The sequence below is a fragment of the Luteimonas rhizosphaerae genome, assembly GCF_002849595.1.
Lineage (GTDB): Bacteria > Pseudomonadota > Gammaproteobacteria > Xanthomonadales > Xanthomonadaceae > Luteimonas > Luteimonas cellulosilyticus.
Map to the genome: position 1 here is coordinate 99810 of NZ_NRQR01000028.1, position 18973 is coordinate 118782.

At 67.9% G+C, this 18973-nt stretch carries 17 protein-coding genes; 3 read left to right on the forward strand and 14 right to left on the reverse strand.

Annotated elements, in window-relative coordinates:
* Positions 1 to 231: 231 nt before the first annotated feature.
* The 9 genes from CJ022_RS16270 to ndk all read right to left on the reverse strand — a co-directional run bounded on the left by CJ022_RS16270 (position 232) and on the right by ndk (position 8757).
* Positions 232 to 1464, reverse strand: a complete 1233-nt coding sequence (locus CJ022_RS16270) for a molybdopterin molybdotransferase MoeA (protein ID WP_101927681.1) — start codon at positions 1462 to 1464, stop codon at positions 232 to 234.
* Complete coding sequence (gene mobA / locus CJ022_RS16275; protein ID WP_233198849.1) at positions 1457 to 2047, reverse strand: molybdenum cofactor guanylyltransferase; 591 nt, start codon at positions 2045 to 2047, stop codon at positions 1457 to 1459. The genes CJ022_RS16270 and mobA overlap by 8 nt, the downstream gene beginning before the upstream one ends.
* On the reverse strand, positions 2044 to 3456 hold the full coding sequence (gene der, locus CJ022_RS16280) for a ribosome biogenesis GTPase Der (RefSeq protein WP_101927682.1): 1413 nt from the start codon (positions 3454 to 3456) through the stop codon (positions 2044 to 2046). Before der ends, mobA begins: the two co-directional genes overlap by 4 nt.
* A gap of 105 nt (positions 3457 to 3561) precedes the next feature.
* A complete protein-coding gene (bamB, locus tag CJ022_RS16285; RefSeq protein ID WP_101927743.1) occupies positions 3562 to 4773 on the reverse strand; it encodes an outer membrane protein assembly factor BamB in 1212 nt (403 codons plus the stop codon).
* A gap of 11 nt (positions 4774 to 4784) precedes the next feature.
* Positions 4785 to 5417, reverse strand: coding sequence for a YfgM family protein (locus CJ022_RS16290; protein ID WP_101927683.1), 633 nt, complete (start codon positions 5415 to 5417; stop codon positions 4785 to 4787).
* Positions 5418 to 5515: 98 nt separating this feature from the next.
* Entirely contained in the window at positions 5516 to 6352 is an 837-nt protein-coding gene (locus CJ022_RS16295) for a helix-turn-helix domain-containing protein (RefSeq protein WP_101927684.1), read from the reverse strand.
* A complete protein-coding gene (gene pilW / locus CJ022_RS16300) occupies positions 6349 to 7167 on the reverse strand; it encodes a type IV pilus biogenesis/stability protein PilW (protein WP_101927685.1) in 819 nt (272 codons plus the stop codon). The genes CJ022_RS16295 and pilW overlap by 4 nt, the downstream gene beginning before the upstream one ends.
* A complete protein-coding gene (gene rlmN / locus CJ022_RS16305; protein WP_101927744.1) occupies positions 7148 to 8299 on the reverse strand; it encodes a 23S rRNA (adenine(2503)-C(2))-methyltransferase RlmN in 1152 nt (383 codons plus the stop codon). The genes pilW and rlmN overlap by 20 nt, the downstream gene beginning before the upstream one ends.
* A 32-nt stretch (positions 8300 to 8331) precedes the next feature.
* Complete coding sequence (ndk, locus tag CJ022_RS16310; protein ID WP_101927686.1) at positions 8332 to 8757, reverse strand: nucleoside-diphosphate kinase; 426 nt, start codon at positions 8755 to 8757, stop codon at positions 8332 to 8334.
* A gap of 220 nt (positions 8758 to 8977) precedes the next feature.
* Between ndk and CJ022_RS16315 the strand changes: the two genes are divergently transcribed.
* The 3 genes from CJ022_RS16315 to CJ022_RS16325 all read left to right on the forward strand — a co-directional run bounded on the left by CJ022_RS16315 (position 8978) and on the right by CJ022_RS16325 (position 13363).
* Positions 8978 to 9595 (forward strand): TetR/AcrR family transcriptional regulator, encoded by a 618-nt coding sequence (locus CJ022_RS16315; RefSeq protein ID WP_101927687.1) that lies wholly within the window; start codon positions 8978 to 8980, stop codon positions 9593 to 9595.
* Positions 9596 to 9636: 41 nt separating this feature from the next.
* On the forward strand, positions 9637 to 12009 hold the full coding sequence (locus CJ022_RS16320) for a 3-hydroxyacyl-CoA dehydrogenase/enoyl-CoA hydratase family protein (protein ID WP_101927745.1): 2373 nt from the start codon (positions 9637 to 9639) through the stop codon (positions 12007 to 12009).
* Between the two features lie 148 nt (positions 12010 to 12157).
* Complete coding sequence (locus CJ022_RS16325) at positions 12158 to 13363, forward strand: acetyl-CoA C-acyltransferase (protein WP_101927688.1); 1206 nt, start codon at positions 12158 to 12160, stop codon at positions 13361 to 13363.
* 90 nt (positions 13364 to 13453) lie between these two features.
* On the opposite strand, the gene galU is transcribed toward CJ022_RS16325, so the two are convergent.
* The 5 genes from galU to CJ022_RS16350 form a co-directional block, all read right to left on the reverse strand.
* Positions 13454 to 14356 carry a UTP--glucose-1-phosphate uridylyltransferase GalU gene (gene galU, locus CJ022_RS16330; protein WP_101927689.1) on the reverse strand — a complete coding sequence of 301 codons (903 nt, stop codon included), beginning with the start codon at positions 14354 to 14356 and terminating at the stop codon, positions 13454 to 13456.
* Positions 14353 to 16263 (reverse strand): nucleoside-diphosphate sugar epimerase/dehydratase, encoded by a 1911-nt coding sequence (locus tag CJ022_RS16335; protein ID WP_101927690.1) that lies wholly within the window; start codon positions 16261 to 16263, stop codon positions 14353 to 14355. Before CJ022_RS16335 ends, galU begins: the two co-directional genes overlap by 4 nt.
* Positions 16260 to 17225 carry an MraY family glycosyltransferase gene (locus CJ022_RS16340; RefSeq protein WP_101927691.1) on the reverse strand — a complete coding sequence of 322 codons (966 nt, stop codon included), beginning with the start codon at positions 17223 to 17225 and terminating at the stop codon, positions 16260 to 16262. Before CJ022_RS16340 ends, CJ022_RS16335 begins: the two co-directional genes overlap by 4 nt.
* Before the next feature lie 16 nt (positions 17226 to 17241).
* Positions 17242 to 18420 carry a lipopolysaccharide assembly protein LapB gene (gene lapB, locus CJ022_RS16345; protein WP_101927692.1) on the reverse strand — a complete coding sequence of 393 codons (1179 nt, stop codon included), beginning with the start codon at positions 18418 to 18420 and terminating at the stop codon, positions 17242 to 17244.
* Positions 18421 to 18614: 194 nt separating this feature from the next.
* Positions 18615 to 18917 carry an integration host factor subunit beta gene (locus tag CJ022_RS16350; RefSeq protein ID WP_101927693.1) on the reverse strand — a complete coding sequence of 101 codons (303 nt, stop codon included), beginning with the start codon at positions 18915 to 18917 and terminating at the stop codon, positions 18615 to 18617.
* Positions 18918 to 18973 lie beyond the last annotated feature (56 nt).

The window sequence follows — 18973 nt, forward strand, 5'->3', positions numbered from 1 at the left end:
GCAATACCAGGACAGCCGGCCGTGCGTGAACTCGCTCTTATGGAAGGCAGCACGTCCGGCGTGCCCCTGTGGCGTTGGGGTGCGCTCGCGGGTGTGGCCCCGGCGCCGCAGCGCGATGCGGCACACGCGGCTGCTGCCCCATCACTCGAACACCCTGTGGGAGCGCGCCTGCCCGCGAAGGCATTGCCGGCGCAGCCTCATCGCCCGCGAGCGCGCGCCTCCAACGAGGCGTCAATACGGCAGGACGTCCACCGGCGTGCCGCTCGCGTAATCGCGCGGGCCCGCGTCGAGCACGATCAGCGCGTCCGAATCCGCGGCCGCCTGCATGCGGTGCGAACCGTCCGCCGGATTCGGCTCGACCCACGAGATGCCGTCGTCGTCGATCCACCAGCGGCCGCGCAGCAGCTCGAGGCGCTCGTGCGTCTTGGTCCAGTCCGAGGCCAGACGCGCACGTCGCACCGCACGCGGTGCCCTGCCCTGCAGCCCGTCGACGAGACGACGCCCGAGCGCGAGCCAGGTCGCGAGCACCGACACCGGATTGCCCGGCAGGCACAGGAACAGTGCCGGACCGAGCGTGTCGCCTTCGGCGAGCAACAGCGGCATGCCGGGTTTCATCATGACCTTCCAGACCCGCACGCGGCCGCGGCGCTGCAGCAGCTCGGGCAGCAGGTCCTTCTCGCCGGCCGACACGCTGCCGCAGGTCAGCACCAGGTCGAAGGCTTCGCCGGCATGGCGCAGCGCGGAGGTCACCTGCGCGGCGTCGTCGGGCAGGGTCGGAAACGCGACCGGCTCGAGACCTTCGGCGCGCAGCAGCGCCATCAGCTGGTCGCGGTTGGAGTTGTAGATCTGCCCGGGGCCGAGCGACATGCCGGGCTCGACGAGCTCGTCACCGGTCGCGAATACCGCGACCGTCGGCCTGCGCACGACGTCGAGTTGCGCGAGCCCCTGCGAGGCTGCGAGACCGATGCGCGCTGGCGTCAGCGTGTCGCCGGCCTGCAGCAGCAGATCGCCGACGTTCGAATCCTCACCGGCGCGGCGCACGTGCTGGCCGAGACGCGGCGCGACCCGCACGATGACGTCATCACCGTTGAGCGCTGTGTTCTCCTTCATCACGACGGTGTCGGCGCCGGCCGGCAGCGGCGCGCCGGTGGTGATGCGCACGCAGGTGCCCGCCTCCACGGTCAGCGCCGCATCGAGGCCAGCGAACTGCTCGCCGGTCAGACGCAAACGGGTCGGTGCGTCATCAGTCGCGAGATCGGCATGACGCAGCGCGAAGCCGTCCATCGCCGAGTTGTCGAACGGGGGCTGCGGCAGCGTCGCGACGACGTCGCGCGCCAGCACGTGGCCATGCGCGCGCGACAGCGAGACGGTCTGCGGCTGCAGACGACGCTCGGCAGCGACGGCATCGACGATCGCGCAGGCCTCGTCGAACGGCACACGGAACGGAAACGAGGGCTCAGTCATGGATGACTCCGGCCCGGACCAGATCGTCGGGCGTGTTGAGGTTGCCGAGGCGGACCTGCGCGAAGCGCACCGTCCGCATGCCGAGTGCGCGCTGCAGGCCGCGCACGGAGAAGTCGTTGCCGGTCAACGCAGCGGCAGCGGCCACGCGCAATGCCGCCACCGGCCACAACGCGACCAGCGGCTGCAGGCCGTCGTCGTCTTCGGCGCTGGCCCCGGTGGTGTCGCCAGCGGCATCGACCAGTCGGGACAGCACGTCCGCCTCGACATGCAACGCGTCCACCGGCAGCGTGAACAGCCACGGCGTCATGGTCGCCGCCGCGAGCGCGTCGAGACCCGACAGCGGACCGGTATCCGGATGACGATCGGGAATCGCGTCGATGCCAGCGGCGGCATAACGCGGCAGGTCGCGATTCGCGCTGACCAGCATGCGCGACGCGTGTGCAGCGAAACTTTCGCGGAGTCGTTCGACCTGTGGCACGCCATCGCGCATCAGCCAGGCCTTGTCCAGACCGCCGAGCCGCGTCGCACGCCCGCCGGCCAGCAGGCCGACGGTCAGCGTGTCGCGGGATGGCGGCGGGATCACTTGCGCTTGACGTGCCGGATCAGCCGCTTCTTCTTCGCCAGCTGGCGATCGTTGAGCACGTTCTTCTTGTCCTTGTAGGGGTTGTCGCCCTCGCGGAACAGGAAGCGCACCGGCGTGCCGACCAGCTTGAAACGCTTGCGGAAGAAGTTCTCCAGATAGCGCTTGTAGCTGTCGGGCAGCGTCCGCAGACGGTTGCCGTGGACGATGATCGTCGGCGGATTCTCGCCGCCCGGATGCGCGTAACGCAGCTTCGGCGCGTGGCCGCGCACGACCGGCGGCGGATTGGTCTCGTAGGCGATCTCGAGCGCCTTGGTGACCTCCGAGGTGCCGAACTTGTAGTTGGCCGACGCGTGGGCGCGATGGATCGCCTGGAACAGTTCGCGCAGACCCGAGCCGTGCTTGGCGCTGATGCGCACCGCTTCGGCCCACGGCACGAACGCCAGTTTGCGCGACAGCAGCGCTTCGGTCTGCTCGCGCTGGTAGTCGGTGAGGCCGTCCCACTTGTTGACCGCGACGACGAGCGCGCGGCCCGAATCGAGCACCGCGCCGAGCACGCTGGCGTCCTGGTCGGTCACGCCTTCGCTGGCGTCGATCATCACGACCGACACCTGCGAATGCTCGATCGCCTGCAGCGTCTTGATGATCGAGAACGTCTCGACCGCTTCGTCCACCTTCGACTTGCGGCGGATGCCGGCGGTGTCGACCAGACGGTACTTGCGCCCGTCGCGTTCGAGATCGACCTCGATCGAATCGCGCGTGGTGCCGGCGACTTCGGAGGCGATCATCCGCTCCTCGCCGAGGATGCGGTTGACCAGCGTCGACTTGCCCACGTTCGGGCGGCCGACGAAGGTCACGCGGACGCGGTCGGGATCGCTGTCGAGCTGCTCGGACTGGCCCACTTCCGGCAGCTTCTCGAGGATCTCGTCGACCAGCTCGTCGATGCCGTGGCGATGCGCCGACGAGATCGCGTGCGTGTCGGAGAAGCCGTAGCGCGAGAAGTCGGCCTCGGCCGCGCGCGCATCGAGCCCGTCGGTCTTGTTGATGACCAGGAACGTGGGTTTGTCGATCTTGCGCAGCCAGCGCAGGATCTCGTCGTCGAGCGCAGACGCGCCTTCGCGGCCATCGACGACGAACAGCACGAGATCGGCTTCGGCCGCGGCGGCGCGCGACTGCTTCGCGGTCGGACCGGCCAGGCCGGTGCCTTCCAGGTGCACGTTCTCGCCTGCGATGCCGCCGGTATCGACCAGGGCGAACGGCACGTCGGGATTGAGCCGGCACACGCCGTAGTGGCGGTCACGGGTGACGCCCGGCTCGTCGTGGACGAGCGCGTCGCGGGTGCGGGTCAGCGCGTTGAACAGCGTCGACTTTCCGACATTGGGGCGGCCCACGAGGGCGACGAGCGGAAGCATACGGAAGACACCGGAAAGGGAATCGGGAATTACAGCCGCGCCAAGACGCGAGACCCCGGGCAGCAGGACTGCCCGGGGCCGTATTGTCGCACCAGCGGGCCGGGCTTACTGCCCGATACGCCACGCGCTGACGTTGCCGTCGACGTTCTGGACGACGAGGATGTCGTCGGCGACGACCAGCGCACCACGCAGGGCATCCCGGCCGGCGCGCTCGCGGGCGGCGAATTCGCCGTCGTCGAGGCGCAGCCAGTGCAGGTAGCCGTCGAAATCGCCGACGACCGCGTAGTCGCCCTGGATCGCCGCGCCGGTCAGGTTGCGACGGGCCAGCTGGTTCTGCTGCCAGGCCGCCGTGCCGCTGTACTTGTCGAGCGCCCAGACGGTGCCGTCGCGATCGGTGACGACCACGCGCTGCGGCGACAGGCCCGGCCGGTTCGCGCCGCCGTGCTCGCTGGTCCACAGCGGACGACCGCTCGGGCCTTCGATGGCGACGGTCTGCTTGCGGTAGCTGCTGGCGAACAGCACGGCCTCGTCGAGCACCGGGGTGCCGTCGACATCGGCCATGCGCTCGAGCTCGGTACGGCCGTCGGGCTGGGCGACGGTCTGCTCCCACATGACGCGACCGTCCGCCAGGGACAGGGCCGCCACGGTGCCGTCGTCGTTGCCCACGAAGCCGAAGCCTGGGCCGAGGACCGGCGCATCGTTGCCACGCACGGTCAGCGGCGGCATTTCGCGGATCCAGAACCAGCGGCGGCCGCCGTTGCTGGCGTCGAACGCGGTCACGCGGCCGTCGTTGGAGCGCACCAGCACAACGCCCTGGCCGATGGCCGGCGCGGAAATCACTTCGTTGCCGACCTTGGCTTCCCAGCGTGGGGTGCCGGTGGCGGCGTCGAGTGCGATCACGTCGCCGTCCAGGCTGCCGACGACGACCAGGCCGTCACCGACGCCCGGGCCGCCACTGAGGCGCAGGTCCGATTCGTATTCCCACGCGGTGTCGCCGGTCTGCAGGTCGAGCGCACGCACCCCGCCTTCGATCGCGGCGACGTAGACGCGTCCGTCCGCGATCGTGGGGCTCTGGCGCACGCCCAGCCGGCCCTCGCCCTTGCCGGCGTTCGCCGACCAGATGCGGGACACGGTGATCGACGGCGTGATGTCGATCAGCGGCGCCGGTTCCGACAACGCTTTCTGCTGGGCCTTTTCGCTGTCGCCGCCGAACCAGCCGCGGACGGTGCTGCAGCCGCTGACCGCGACCACGCACAGGGCGACGGCCACGAGGCGCACGGCGCGGGACGAAGAACGCGGAACGGCGGCGCACGCCATCTGCTGGGTCATCAGGATTCAACCTCGGGTGCGTCGGGAGTGCCGCCGACTTCGGAAAGCTTCAGTTCCAGCAGGCCGCGCTGCGGCGCGGCGCTGTCGAGCTTGCGCAGCGCTTCGGCGTAGTCGTCGCGCGCCCGGTCGGTCTGCTGGAGTGCGAAATGGGCATCGCCACGCGCTTCGAGCGCGACGGCATTGTCGGCCTCGGCCAGCAGGGTCACGGCTTCTTCGCCGCGCCCCGCATCGGTCAACAGGCGCGCCAACCGCTGGTGGACAACCGCGGACACGCCGGCATCGGCGCCGCGGACGGCCTGCAGGGTCGTGATCGCGGCATCGCGATCGCCCGCGTCGAGCTGCGCCTTCGCGAGCTGCAACGCCATCAGTTCGCCGTAGGCGGTATCGGGCAGATCGTCGATCCGGGTCGCGGCCTGGTCGAGGTCGCCGGCGGCGATGTCCGCGCTGACATCCTGGTAGGTCGCGTGCTCGGCAACCCGCTGGTCGTAGGTGTGCTGCTTCCACCAGGTCCAGCCGAAGATCAGGCCCAGCCCGACGACGACACCGACGATGAGTCCCACGCTGTTGTCGCGAAGCCAGGACTTGACCCGCTCTCCCTGCTCGCGCTCGTCCGGCAAATCGTCGATGGCCATAAATTCTCTACGCCCGCATACGTCGGCGGGTCACTGCGAAAAAGGAAAGTCCGGTCCGCGCACGCGGTGTGCCGGAGCGGAATCGCATCGCGTCGCGATTACTCGGCGACGGGGGCGAGGACGCCGTCAGAGGATACCGTAAAGCGCGCCACGTCCGCCCGCTTGAACCGGGACAGATCCTGAACAACGCCATCGCGGAGCAGCTCCACCGCACCCGCGTTGCCGAGCACCATGCGGCCGACGTCGTCGGCTTCAAAGCGGCGCTGTTCGCCCGCCTGCATGAGGGCCTGTTCGACCTGCGCACCATCGGGCGCGCTGATGTTGATCCAGCTCTGCCCGGAGAAGCGCAGCTCCAGCATCGTCGTTTCCGGCACCGCGGCAGGTGCGGCCGCCGGCGTGCGCTTGGGCAGGTTCGCGAGCGACGCGGTCAGTGCGGTCGGTCCACGCGGTTCGGCGTCCGCGGGTGTCGCGGCGGTGGCGTCGTCGCCATCGGCGATGCCCAGCGATGCGACCTCGGTCACGGTCGGCATGCCCAGATGCGGGCGCGCCGCCATCCAGACCGGCACCGCGATCAGCGCGGTGATCACGACGTACACCGCGCGTCCCATCGCCTTGTCGAGCATGCGCTGCATCGGCGGGGTGTAGGTGCGTGGGGTCAGCGTCGGTGGGCTGACCTGGGTCGCATCGGAGACAGTGTCGGCCAGCGATTCCGGCAGTTTCAGCAGTCGCAGGTAGCTGCGCAGTTGGCCGCGCACGAAGACCGGTGCGCCCAGACGGGCCCAGTTCTCACGCTCCAGCGCTTCGACGACGCGGATCTGCATGCGCAGGCGCGATGCGACTTCGGCCACGCTCCAGTCCGCACGCTCGCGTGCATGACGCAGCTGCTCCCCGACCCCAGACGGTGTGGCAGATGCGGTCTGGTTCGAAGCGCTCATGGTGAACTGGCATCCCTTGGCTGAAGAGTCGCGGCCTGCGGAAACTCGGTCTGCAGGCGTCGGAGGTAGCGATCGGCGGCGCGGGCGTCCCCAAGCTTCTGCTCGATCTCCGCGGCCGATTGCAATGCTGCCGCAGTTATGGGGGCAACAGCAAGCCGTCGGCTCGAAAAAGCGCGCGCATCGAAATACCGGCCGTGCCCGAGCAGGTACGAGGTCATCGATTCGAGAGCGACGATGTTCTCCGGATCGAGCTCGAGCGCGGCGCGCAGATTCGGCTCGACCCGCAACAGATCGCCGCTGCGCATCGCGCATGCGCCGGCATTGGCCAGCGCCGAGGCGCGGTCGCCGTATTGCGGATCGGCCAGGGCCTGCTCGAAATACGCCAGCGATTCGGCGGCGCGCCCGTTGCCGCACAACCAGGTGCCGTAGTTGTTGAGGCCGGCGCCCTGCCCCGGCGCGAGCTCCGCCGCTTTCTGATAGGCCGCGCCCGCCTCGGCCTGCTTGCCCTGACGCGCGCTGATGACCGCGAGCAGCGTGTAGGCATCGGCGGATGCGGGGTCGAGGCGGAGGGCGGCCCGTGCGGCACGTTCGGCGGCCGCATCGTCGCCCGCCTGCAGGTCACGGGTCGCGATCCCGATCTGGTCGCGCGCTTCGCTGCGGCGGCGGACTTCCGGCGGATCGCGGAAGTCGTACTCGCGGGCTTCGGGGCGGTAATTGTTCTTGCCGCTGGGTTTGATGAAGTCGAGACGGGAGCAGCCGGCGACCGCCAGCAGCAGGAACAGGCAGAGCCAGCCCTTACGCAGCGGCATCGACATCCCCGCCGTCGCCGCTTTCCAGGCGCTTGCGATGTTCGGCCTGGCGGCGGGTACGGTCCGCGACCTGGCCCTTCAGCTGGCCGCAGGCCGCGTCGATGTCGTCGCCGCGGGTGCGCCGCACCATCGTCAGCACCTGGGCATCGAGCAGCAGCTTCTGGAACGCGCGGATGTCGGCTTCGTCGGACCGCTCGAAGCGCGTGCCCGGGAAGGGGTTGAAGGGGATCAGATTGACCTTGCCCGCGTCCTTCATCTGGACGGCGTTGTCGAACTGGCGCATCAGCCGCGCGAGCTGCCGGGCGTGGACGGGCTGGTCGTTGACGCCCTTCATCAGCGTGTATTCGAACGTGATCGACGAGCGCGGCTTGCGCAGCACGTAGCGCTGGCAGGCGGCCATCAGCGCTTCGATCGGATATTTCTTGTTCAAGGGCACCAGCTCGGTGCGCAGGGCATCGTTCGCGGCGTGCAGCGACACCGCCAGCGACACGTCGCTGACCTCGCCGAGCTTGTCGATCATCGGCACCATGCCGGCGGTCGAGAGGGTCACGCGCTTGTTGGCGAGGCCGTATCCCAAATCGTCGCGCATGACGCTCATCGCGCGCACGACGTTGTCGAAATTCATCAGCGGCTCGCCCATGCCCATCATCACGACATTGGTGAGCTTGCGCTGCTTGTGCGGCACGTTGCCGAGATGGCGCGCGGCGACCCAGACCTGGCCGATGATCTCGGCGGTCGACAGATTGCGGTTGAAGCCCTGCGTCGCGGTCGAACAGAACTGGCAGTTCAACGCGCAGCCGACCTGGGACGACACGCACAGCGTGCCGCGGCCCTTGTCGGGGATGAAGACGGTTTCGATCGCGTTGAGGCCGTCCATCGCCAGCAACCACTTGTGAGTGCCGTCGGTGGAGGGCTTCTCGAACTGGATCTGCGGCACCCGGACTTCGGCATGCGCCTCGAGCTTGGCGCGGAGCGCCTTGCCCAGATCGGTCATCTCGTTGAAGTCGGTGACGTGCCGGTGGTGGATCCACTTCATGACCTGGTGGGCACGGAATCGCTTCTCGCCGAGGGTCTCGGCGAAGAAGCGCTCCAGTCCCTCGCGATCGAGGTCGAGCAGGTTCTGCTTGGCGGCAGTCATGTCGGCGGCGACCTCGGTCACGGGCTGATCACTCAGCGGGAAACGACTTCGTCGTTCTTGAAGAAGTACGCGATCTCGGTCTGCGCGTTCTCGACCGAATCCGAGCCGTGGGCGGCGTTGGCGTCGATGGAATCGGCGAAATCGGCGCGGATCGTGCCCGGCGCGGCGTCCTTCGGGTTGGTCGCACCCAGCAGGTCACGGTGCGCGGCAACGGCATTCTCGCCTTCCAGCGCCTGGATCATCACCGGGCCCGAGGTCATGAACTCGACCAGCGCGCCGAAAAAGGGACGCTCGCGGTGCACGGCGTAGAAGCCTTCGGCTTCCTCGCGGGTCAGCTGCTTGTACTTGGCCGCGACGATCTTGAGGCCGGCCTTTTCGAAGCGGGAATAGATTTCGCCGATGACGTTCTTGGCGACGGCGTCGGGCTTGACGATGGACAGGGTGCGCTCGAGCGCCATTGAAGTTCTCCGGTTCTGGGGTGAGGCCGTCCACTCCGGAACGGCCGAGTCTACATGGAAAAACCCGCGACGGGACGCGGGTTTAGCCAACATGGCTGCGGTAATTCTAACGTATCCGGTGCCCGGCTTGCAGCCACCCGGCGTGGTCCGGCGTTGACGGGGTTCATCCTGGCGTCTAGCATCAAACAAGCGTTTGATTCAGCACATGCCGGGACTACGGATGAACATCGGTCAATTCTCGACCAAGGACAAGATTCTGGGCGCCGCCGAGGAACTCTTCGCGGCCCACGGCTTCGCCGGAACGTCGCTGCGCCAGGTCACCAGCCGCGCGGACGTCAACATCGCCGCGGTCAACTACCACTTCGGCAGCAAGGAGAACCTCGTCAACGAGGTGTTCCGCCGGCGCATGGACCAGATGAGCGCGCAGCGTCTGGCGCAGTTGCGAACGGCCGTCGCCGAGCATCCGGGCGAGATCGAGCCGATCATCGCCGCGTTCGTCCAGCCCGCGCTGGACATGGCCAGCGGACGGTGCAGCAGTGGCGCGTTCGTGCGCGTCATCGCACGCGCCTACGTCGAGAAGAACGACGCCCTGCGCAAGTTCCTCTCCGACCAGTACGGCCACGTGCCGCGTGAATTCGCCAGCGCGCTCGCGGTCTGCGTGCCGGCGTTGGACAAGGGCCAGCTGTACGGGCGTCTCGATTTCCTCGCGGGTGCACTGACTTACGCGATGGCCGATTTCGGCCTGATCAAGCGGCCGCCCGGGGTCACGGAGCCGCAGCATCGGACTGCGATCGCCAACGAACTCATCCGCTTCTCGGCAGCCGGCTTCAAGGCCTGAGCGAGCGGCATAAATCTTCAAATTTCAACGGGATGGAATACATGTCTGAGAAACTACTCGTAAGACGCGCCGCGGTGCTCGGCGCCGGCGTCATGGGGGCGCAGATCGCGGCGCATCTGACCAATGCCGGCGTCGATACGGTCCTGTTCGACCTGCCGGCCAAGGACGGCAATGCGGACGGCGTGGTGCAGAAGGCTATCGCCAACCTCGCCAAGCTGAGCCCCGCACCGCTTGCGAGCAAGGCGCTCGCCGCTGCGATCACGCCGGCGAATTACGAGACCGGCCTGGCGGAACTCGAGACCTGCGATCTCATCATCGAGGCCATCGCCGAGCGGATGGACTGGAAACAGGACCTCTACCGCAAGATCGCGCCGCACGTGCCGGCGCATGCGGTACTGGCCAGCAACACGTCGGGCCTCGGGATCAACGCGCTGGCCGACGTGCTGCCCGAAGAACTGCGGCACCGGTTCTGCGGCGTGCATTTCTTCAATCCGCCGCGCTACATGCATCTGGCGGAGCTGATTCCCGCCAAGGGCACCGACGCCTCGGTGCTCGAAGGTCTCGAAACCTTCCTCACGACCCAGCTGGGCAAGGGCGTCGTCTACGCCAAGGACACGCCGAACTTCATCGGCAACCGGATCGGCGTCTTCTCGATCCTGTCGACGATCCACCACACGCAGGAGTCCGGACTGGGCTTCGACGAGGTCGATGCCTTGACCGGCCCCCTGCTCGGCCGCCCTAAATCCGCGACCTACCGAACGTCCGATGTGGTCGGCCTCGATACGATGTCCCACGTCATCAAGACGATGGCTGATACCCTGCCCGACGATCCGTGGCACGAATACTTCGCGTCGCCCGCGTGGTTGAAGGCGCTGATCGACAAGGGCGCGCTGGGCCAGAAGGCCGGCGCCGGCATCTTCCGCAAGGTCGGCAAGGACATCCATGTTCTCGACCTCGAGACGCAGGACTACCGCCCCGCGGACCGCGGCGCGGCGCCGGACGTGGTCGAGATCCTGAAGATCAAGGATCCCGCCGACAAGTTCGCCAAGCTGCGCGCCAGCCCGCATCCGCAGGCGCAGTTCGTCTGGGCGCTGTTCCGCGACCTGTTCCATTACAGCGCGGTGCACCTGGAAGACATCGCCGAGACCGCGCGCGACGTGGATCTGGCGATCCGATGGGGCTACGGCTGGTCGATGGGTCCGTTCGAGACCTGGCAGGCCGCCGGCTGGAAGCAGGTTGCCGACTGGATCGCCGAGGACATCGTCGCCGGCAAGACCATGAGCAGCGCGCCCCTGCCCGACTGGGTGTTCGACGGTCGCGACGGCGTGCATGGCGCCGAGGGCAGCTACAGCCCGGGACGCGACGCGAAGCTCCCTCGTTCTTCGCTGCCGGTCTACCGGCGCCAGCGCTTTCCGGACGCGTTGCTCGGCGAGAACTTCGCCTCGGGCGATACCGTCTACGAGAACAACGGCATCCGCCTGTGGACGGACGGCGACGACATCGGCGTGATCAGCTTCAAGACCAAGATGCACACGGTGTCCGACCAAGTGCTCGACGGGATCCAGGAAGCGATCGGCCTCGCCGAGAGGAGCTTCAAGGGCGTCGTGATCTGGCAGCCGAAGGAGCCGTTCTCCGCAGGCGCCGACCTGTCCGGCGCGCTCGGCCTGCTGCAGGCCGGCAAGCTCGACGCCTTCGAGGCGATGGTCGCGAACTTCCAGGCGACCAGCCAGCGCATCAAGTATTCACTGGTGCCGGTCGTCGCGGCGGTCCGCGGCCTCGCCCTCGGGGGCGGCTGCGAGTTCCAGATGCACAGCGCCCGCACCGTCGCGTCGCTGGAGAGCTACATCGGCCTGGTCGAGGCCGGGGTCGGCCTGCTGCCGGCCGGTGGCGGACTGAAGGAACTGGCGTTGCGTGCGTCGGAAGCCGCGGGCGACAACGGCGACGTGTTCGCCGAGCTGAAGAAGACGTTCGAGACCGTGGCGATGGCCAAGGTCTCGGCATCCGCGGTCGACGCCAAGCAGCTCGGCCTGTTGCGCGCCGATGATCTGGTCGCGTTCAACGCCTATGAGCTGCTGCACATCGCACGTCAGCAGGCGTCGGCCTTGGCCGAGTCCGGTTACCGGCCGCCGCTCCCGGCGCGCCGCATCCGGGTCGCCGGCGACGTCGGCATCGCCACGTTCAAGATGCTGCTGGTCAACATGCTCGAAGGTCGCTTCGTCAGCGAATACGACTACGAGATCGCGTCGCGGATCGCGACCGTGCTGTGCGGCGGCGAGATCGACCGCGGCGCGCTGGTCGACGAAGCGTGGTTGCTCAAGCTCGAACGCCAGCACTTCGTCGAACTCGCCCAGCAGGAGAAGACCCAGGCGCGCATCGGCCACATGCTCAAGACCGGCAAGCCGCTGCGCAACTGAGTCCACCGATCCAGGTCCGGCCGCCGCATCGAGCGGCGCCCGGATCCCCCGACATCCCAATTGCCCTCGGCGGCGGGACGTCCACGCGAGCGCGGATCCGACCCCGTCGGACGCCTCCCGGACACCCGCCCCGGCTTCGGAGAACACCATGAGCAGACAAGTCCAGGACGCCTATATCGTCGCCGCCACCCGCACACCGGTCGGCAAGGCGCCGAAGGGTGTGTTCCGCAACACCCGCCCCGACGACATGCTCGCCCACGTGCTCAAGGCCGTGGTCGCGCAGGCGCCGGGCATCGACCTGTCGCGCATCGACGACGCCGTCATCGGCTGCGCGATGCCGGAAGGCGAGCAAGGCATGAACGTCGGTCGCATCGCGGTGCTGCTGGCCGGGCTGCCCGACACCGTCGCGGCGCAGACCATCAACCGCTTCTGTTCCTCCGGCCTGCAGGCCGTGGCCCTCGCGGCCGACCAGATCCGGCTCGGCAATGCCGACCTGATGCTGGCCGGTGGCACCGAGAGCATGAGCATGGTCCCGATGATGGGCAACAAGGTTGCGCTGAGCCCGAGCGTGTTCAAGAACGACCACGTCGCGATCGCCTATGGCATGGGCATCACGGCCGAGAAGGTCGCCGAGGAATGGAAGGTGTCGCGTGACGACCAGGACGCCTTCGCCCTCGCCTCGCACCAGAAGGCGATCGCGGCGATCGCGGCGGGCGAATTCCGTGACGAGATCACGCCCTACGAGATCCACTCCCACCAGCCCGACCTCGCCGGCAATACCGTGCAGTTGCGCAAGCTGCTAGTCGAGCACGACGAAGGCCCGCGCCAGGATTCGAGCCTGGAAGGACTCGCCAAGCTGCGCCCGGTGTTCCGCAACGGCCAGTTCGGCGGCAGCGTGACCGCCGGCAACAGCTCGCAGATGAGCGACGGCGCAGCGGCGGTGCTGCTGGCCTCGGAGCAGGCGATCAAGGACTACGGTCTGACGCCGATCGCACGCCTCGTCAGCTTCTCCGTCGCGGGCGTGCGCCCGGAGGTCATGGGCATCGGGCCGATCGCCGCGATCCCGAAGGCGCTGAAGCAGGCGGGCCTGACACTCGACCAGATCGACTGGATCGAACTCAACGAGGCATTCGCAGCGCAGGCGCTCGCCGTGATCCGCGACAGCGGCCTCGACCCGTCGAAGGTCAATCCGCTGGGCGGCGCGATCGCACTGGGCCATCCGCTCGGCGCGACGGGCGCGATCCGCACTGCGACGATCGTGCACGGAATGCGGCGTCGCCAGCAGAAGTACGGCCTGGTGACGATGTGCATCGGAACAGGCATGGGCGCGGCGGGCATTATCGAAGCGCTGTGACGCGGCCGTAAGTGAACCTGCGTGCAACGAAAAAGGCGGCCATCCGGCCGCCTTTTTCGTCTGTCCCGACCCTGTGGCACGGACGGGTCGTCAGTCGAGATCGCGCACGCCCAGCTCGTCCAGCGCGCTCTGCATCATCGCCGCCGCAGGCTCGCTGAGCTTTTCGTTGTCGAGTGCGTACCGGATCGTGGCTTCGATCAGGCCGATGTGCGTACCGCAGTCGAAGCGCGTGCCCTTGAAGCGGAACGCATGGACCGGCTTGCGTGCCAGCAGCGTCTCGATCGCGTCGGTCAACTGGATCTCGCCACCGGCCCCGGGCGTCGTCTGCTCGAGCAGGTCGAAGATGCTGCCGTCGAGCACGTAGCGACCGACGACTGCCAGATTGCTGGGTGCGTCCTCGGGCTTCGGCTTTTCGACCATCCGGTTGATCCGGCCGTGTCGTCCGTCGAAGGCATCCGTCGCGACGATGCCGTAGCTCGCCGTCCTCTCCGGCGCGACGTCCTGCACGGCGATCATGCTGGCGCCCGTCGCCTGGGCGGCGTCCGCCATCTGCTTCAGCGCGCCGTCGCCATTGCGGTTCCAGATCAGATCGTCCGGCAGCATGACCGCGAACGGTTCGTCACCGACGATGGGCTTGGCGCAGAGCACGGCGTGGCCGAGTCCGAGCGCCTCGTGCTGGGTGACGAAGATCGCGCGCACGCCTTTCGGAAGCGGATTGCGCACCTTGTCGAGCAGTTCGAGCTTGCCCGCCGCTTCGAGCCTGTCTTCCAGCTCGTAGGCCTTGTCGAAATAGTCCGCCACCGCGTGCTTGTAGCGGTTGGTCACGAAGATCAGCGTGTCGCACCCCGCTTCGATCGCTTCGTCGACGGCGTACTGGATCAGGGGCCGATCGATGATCGGCAGCATTTCCTTGGGAACGGTCTTGGTCGCCGGCAGGAAGCGTGTCCCGAGGCCTGCGACGGGAAACACTGCCTTTCGGATGCGTTGCGTCATGGTTGTCTCGCGTGTCGTGGAGGAAACGCGACGATCGTGGCACCCGACCTGTGCACGGCAGGCGAATCCTGCGGGGCGAACTCGGGAACGGCGTCGCGCAACGTGAGGCCGAGCAGCTCGAGGTCGTAGCGCGCGACCCCTTCGCGCAGGCGCACCATTTCGGTCGCCAGACGCTCGGCATGCACGCTGCGCGCTTCGGCCTGCAGGATCTTGGGATGCTGGGTAGGCCGGTAACGCTCGTCCGCGTGGAACAGCGTCTCGTGCAGCTTTTCGCCCGGGCGCAGGCCCGAATAGATGATCGAAATGTCACGACCGGGCTGTTTGCCGGCCAGACGGATCATCTGTTCGGCGAGCAGCCGGATCGAGACGGGCTCGCCCATGTCGAGCGTGTAGATCGCCTGCGGCGAGCCGATCGCGACCGACTGCATGATCAGCTGGCAGGCCTCGGGGATCGTCATGAAGTAGCGCGTGACGTCGGGATCGGTGACCGTGACCGGCCCGCCCCGACGGATCTGTTCGCGGAACAGCGGTACCACGCTGCCGGCGGAATCGAGCACGTTGCCGAAGCGCACGGTGACGAAGTGGGTGGTCTTCGAGCTCGCGAGATCCTGGCAGACCATCTCGGCCAGCCGTTTCGTCGCACCGAGCACGTTGACCGGATCGACCGCCTTGTCGGTGGAGATCAGCACGAAGGTGCCCACCCGGTGCGCGATCGCGGCGGACGCGACGGTGTGGGTCGCCAGCACGTTGTTGCGCACGCCCTCGCGCAGCTGACGCTCCAGTACCGGGACCTGCTTGTACGCCGCGGCGTGGAATGCGGCGTCGGGCGCGGACAGCGTCATCGCATGATGGATGACCGCCGCATCGCCGCAGTCGCCGAGGACCGGGATGACCTCGATATGCGGGTAATCGCGCTGCAGCTCCGCCTCGATGCGGGTCAGCGCGAGTTCGTCGACCTCCACCAGCGTGATGCGCGCCGCGCCATGACGGGCGCACTGGCGGCACAGCTCGGAGCCGATGGAACCGCCCGCCCCCGTGACCAGCACGCTGCGCTCGCGCAGCCAGGCGCGGATGGCCTTCCAGTCGGGCATGACGGGCTTGCGACCGAGCAGGTCCTCGATCGCGACCTCCTTCAGCTCACCGGGCAATGACCGCCCTTCGAGCAGGTCGTCGAGCTTGGGGACCGTGCGGAACGGCAGGCCGGTGCGCTCGCATGCGGCGACCACATCCCGCATCTGCGACGCGTCGGCGGAGGGCATCGCGATGACCAGCAGCTTGGCCGCGGTCTCGGGCGCGATCCGGTCGACATCGGCGACGCGACCGAGCACCGGCACGCCCTGCAACTGGCTGCCGCGCAATTTCGGCGCATCGTCGAGGAAGCCGACCGGATCGTAGGCGCCGGTCCGGCGCAGGTCGCGGACCAGCGTTTCACCGGCCTGCCCTGCGCCCAGGATCAGCACGCGGATCGCGGTGTGGCTGGTGCGTGCGCTGCCGTGATCTTTCCAGGTGCGGTACAGCAGCCGCGGCATGCCCAGCATGGCGGCGAGCATCAGCGGGTACAGCACCAGCACCGAGCGCGGCACCTGGTCGAGGCGGTTGTAGAGGAACAGCACGAGCACGATCGCCAACAGACCGAGGACGGCCGCCTTGACGATGTTCAGGAGGTCGGGAACGCTGGCGAAGCGCCAGACACCGCGGTAGAGCCCGACCCTCCAGAAGATCAAGCCCTGCGAGATCAGGATCAGCGCGATTTCGATCGACCAGCCCTGCAGGGCCGGCGAGTTGGGCATCACCGAATGGCGGAACTGGTGCAGGCCGATCCAGCAGAGCCAGACCATCGCCAGATCGTGCAGCACCACCGCGGTCCGCGGGGCCGCCACACTGAGGCGGTCACTCCAACTGGTCATCGGGCATCATCCTTTGCGTTTATCGCCACCCAGCGTCGATGCCGGCGACGCAGCCAGAACCAGCATGCAACGGCGAACGCATACCACGTGACTGTCGTGACCATGATAAACGCTGGCGGCTGGTCCGAGGTCATCGTCATCAGCAGGATCGCGGAGACAGTCCAAGCCAGATACGCACCCGCCACCCGCAGATGCGGATGGTGCCGTTGCACGCACTGCTGATAGACATGCTGGACATGCGGTTTCCACCACTGCTCGCCGCGGAGCATGCGTGAAGCCAGTGTCAACGCGGCGTCAACCAGGAAGGCGGACAACGGCAAGGCCAGCAGCACGCCGGTCCGGGCCTCCTCGATCAGCACGAGTGCGGCCAGCAACGCGATCAGATAGCCGAGCGCCCCGCTGCCGACGTCACCCAGAAAGATCCGAGCGCGCGGCGCATTGAATGGCAGGAATCCGAGGCACGCGGCGATCAGGGCGATTGCCAGGAACGCCGTCGCCGACGATACGGCGTGGCTCGTCGCCAGCCCGTTGATCCCGTCCATGAAATTCCAGACATTGACGAGACCCAGGGCGAGCATCGCGACGACCGCAGCGATCCAGATCGGAGCGCCGACGAGCGCGACGCCAGCGCCGAGCCAGCCGGCCGCCAGCACATGGACGCCGAGGCGTGACCACGGCGACAGGGGGCGGTGGTCGTCGATCCAGCCGATGCCCGCGACGCAGACCAATCCGATGGCCGCGAGCCACAGCAGCGGTGCGAGACCCGGCCATCCCAGCGCCGCGGCGCTCAACGCGAGCAGGATCGCGACCACGATCGCGATGCCGCCGCCGCGCGGCGTCGCCACGGCGTGGCTGCGCCGCGCGCCGGGCTGGTCGACCAGCTGACGATGCAACGCGTAGCGACGTGCCAGCCAGGTACCACTGCAGGCGATCAGGAACACGGCGATGACGAGCGCCGGCATTGGAACCTGCGCCACGTCAGACGACGGCGTAGTTCAGCAGCGGCTTGATGGTGCCCCACTCCTTGCAGCTTGGGCATTGCCAGTGATGGCTGCGGGCACCGAATCCGCACTGCTTGCAGCGATAGCTCGGGTTGCGCACCAGCAGCTGCTCGGTGATCAGCCGCAGCTCCTGCAGCGTGCCGACGTGGTCGACGCCGTCGGCCAATGTGAGGTCGATGAGGGCTGCCTCGCCGCGGACCGAAGGGCGGTCCTTGAGCTGCCGCGCCAGGTAGGTCCGCGCGGCGCGCACGCCCTCGTCCTGTTCGACGAGTCGGGTCAGGGCCAGCACCGGCGCGACACCGGCGTAGTGCTCGGTCATTTGCGACAGGAAGTTGCGGGCGCCCGGGGTATCGCCGACCCGCTCGTAGGCCGCGAGCAGCGGGCCGAGGATTTCCGGGAGGAAATCGGGATCGTGGCGCGCAGCGCGTTCGAACGCCCGGATCGCAGCGGGATCATTGCCGGCATCGATCTCGATGCGGCCTTCGAGGATGCCGGCACGCACCGATCCCGAATCGGCCGCGTAGGCGCGCGTCACCGCAGCGCGCGCGGCGTCGGCGTCTCCGGCGGAACGCAGGCGGTCGGCCAGCTCGCATTCGAACTGCGCGATCAGCTTGCCCATCGGCTCGCCGGTCACGGTCTCGTAGCGCATCGCGTTCTCGATCGCCTTTTGCCAGTCCCGTTCGGCCTGGTAGATGCCGATCAGGTGCCGGAGCGCCTGCGGCGCGCGCTGGTCGATCTGCGCCAGATCGGTGAACACCGTCTCGGCGCGGTCCAGGAGTCCGGACTTCATGTAGTCCTCGCCGAGTGCGAGCAGTGCCTGCACCTTCTGCGGATCGGTCAGATCGGTGCGCTGCACCAGCCCCTGGTGCAGCCGGATCGCGCGATCCACCTCACCGCGGCGACGGAACAGATGACCCAGGGCGACCTGGGTCTCGAAGGTGTCCTTGTCGAGTTCGGCGATGTGCAGGAACAGCTCGATCGCCTTGTCCGGCTGCTCGTTGAGCAGGTAGTTCAGGCCCCGGAAATAGGTCGTCGACAGGCGACTGACCTGGGTATCGCTGTGGCGCTCGCCCCCCCGCCGCCCGATCACCCAGCCGGTCAGGGCCGCGACGGGAAGCAGCAGGAAGAACCAGAACCATTCGGTCACAAACGCCATGCATCACGCTCCATCAAGAAAGCGGCCTGGCCACGTTCGCAGGCACCCGGGGATGCATGCGGCAGGCGCCTTTGTAGCGGCGACCGCGGCAGCTGTCGGATCAAGGGCGATCCTAAACCGTTCGGAGTTGCGGCGCGCCGGATCTCGGGCGCGACGACAGAATAGGGTGGGATCTCATCCGGCAATGCGCCGGATCAGTCCTCGGCAGGAAGCGGCTGGACATTGCTGACGCGATCGCGCAGCTCCTTGCCCGGCTTGAAGTGCGGCACATGCTTGCCCGGCAACGCGACGGCATCGCCCGTCTTGGGATTGCGGCCGGTCCGCGGCGGACGAAAATGCAGCGAGAAGCTGCCGAACCCCCGGACTTCGATGCGGTCGCCACCTGCCAGCGCGCCGCCCATCATTTCGAGCATGGCCTTCACCGCCAGGTCCACATCCTCGCCTTTGAGGTGCGCCTGACGCTGGGTCAGCAGTTCGATGAGTTCCGACTTCGTCATGTGTCAATCGTGCAGACGCGAAGCGCCGACCCGGGACAGTCCCGGGCCGGCGCCGA

What these genes read in the sequence shown, in the direction of transcription:
- CJ022_RS16270 (WP_101927681.1), bottom strand. Translation starts at nt 1,464, where the DNA reads ATGACTGAGCCCTCGTTTCCGTTCCGTGTGCCGTTCGACGAGGCCTGC.
- pilW (WP_101927685.1), bottom strand. Translation starts at nt 7,167, where the DNA reads ATGTCGATGCCGCTGCGTAAGGGCTGGCTCTGCCTGTTCCTGCTGCTG.
- CJ022_RS16335 (WP_101927690.1), bottom strand. Translation starts at nt 16,263, where the DNA reads ATGACCAGTTGGAGTGACCGCCTCAGTGTGGCGGCCCCGCGGACCGCG.
- bamB (WP_101927743.1), bottom strand. Translation starts at nt 4,773, where the DNA reads ATGGCGTGCGCCGCCGTTCCGCGTTCTTCGTCCCGCGCCGTGCGCCTC.
- CJ022_RS16320 (WP_101927745.1), top strand. Translation starts at nt 9,637, where the DNA reads ATGTCTGAGAAACTACTCGTAAGACGCGCCGCGGTGCTCGGCGCCGGC.
- CJ022_RS16340 (WP_101927691.1), bottom strand. Translation starts at nt 17,225, where the DNA reads ATGCCGGCGCTCGTCATCGCCGTGTTCCTGATCGCCTGCAGTGGTACC.
- galU (WP_101927689.1), bottom strand. Translation starts at nt 14,356, where the DNA reads ATGACGCAACGCATCCGAAAGGCAGTGTTTCCCGTCGCAGGCCTCGGG.
- CJ022_RS16350 (WP_101927693.1), bottom strand. Translation starts at nt 18,917, where the DNA reads ATGACGAAGTCGGAACTCATCGAACTGCTGACCCAGCGTCAGGCGCAC.
- CJ022_RS16325 (WP_101927688.1), top strand. Translation starts at nt 12,158, where the DNA reads ATGAGCAGACAAGTCCAGGACGCCTATATCGTCGCCGCCACCCGCACA.
- CJ022_RS16295 (WP_101927684.1), bottom strand. Translation starts at nt 6,352, where the DNA reads ATGAGCGCTTCGAACCAGACCGCATCTGCCACACCGTCTGGGGTCGGG.
- CJ022_RS16290 (WP_101927683.1), bottom strand. Translation starts at nt 5,417, where the DNA reads ATGGCCATCGACGATTTGCCGGACGAGCGCGAGCAGGGAGAGCGGGTC.
- ndk (WP_101927686.1), bottom strand. Translation starts at nt 8,757, where the DNA reads ATGGCGCTCGAGCGCACCCTGTCCATCGTCAAGCCCGACGCCGTCGCC.
- lapB (WP_101927692.1), bottom strand. Translation starts at nt 18,420, where the DNA reads ATGGCGTTTGTGACCGAATGGTTCTGGTTCTTCCTGCTGCTTCCCGTC.
- der (WP_101927682.1), bottom strand. Translation starts at nt 3,456, where the DNA reads ATGCTTCCGCTCGTCGCCCTCGTGGGCCGCCCCAATGTCGGAAAGTCG.
- rlmN (WP_101927744.1), bottom strand. Translation starts at nt 8,299, where the DNA reads ATGACTGCCGCCAAGCAGAACCTGCTCGACCTCGATCGCGAGGGACTG.
- CJ022_RS16315 (WP_101927687.1), top strand. Translation starts at nt 8,978, where the DNA reads ATGAACATCGGTCAATTCTCGACCAAGGACAAGATTCTGGGCGCCGCC.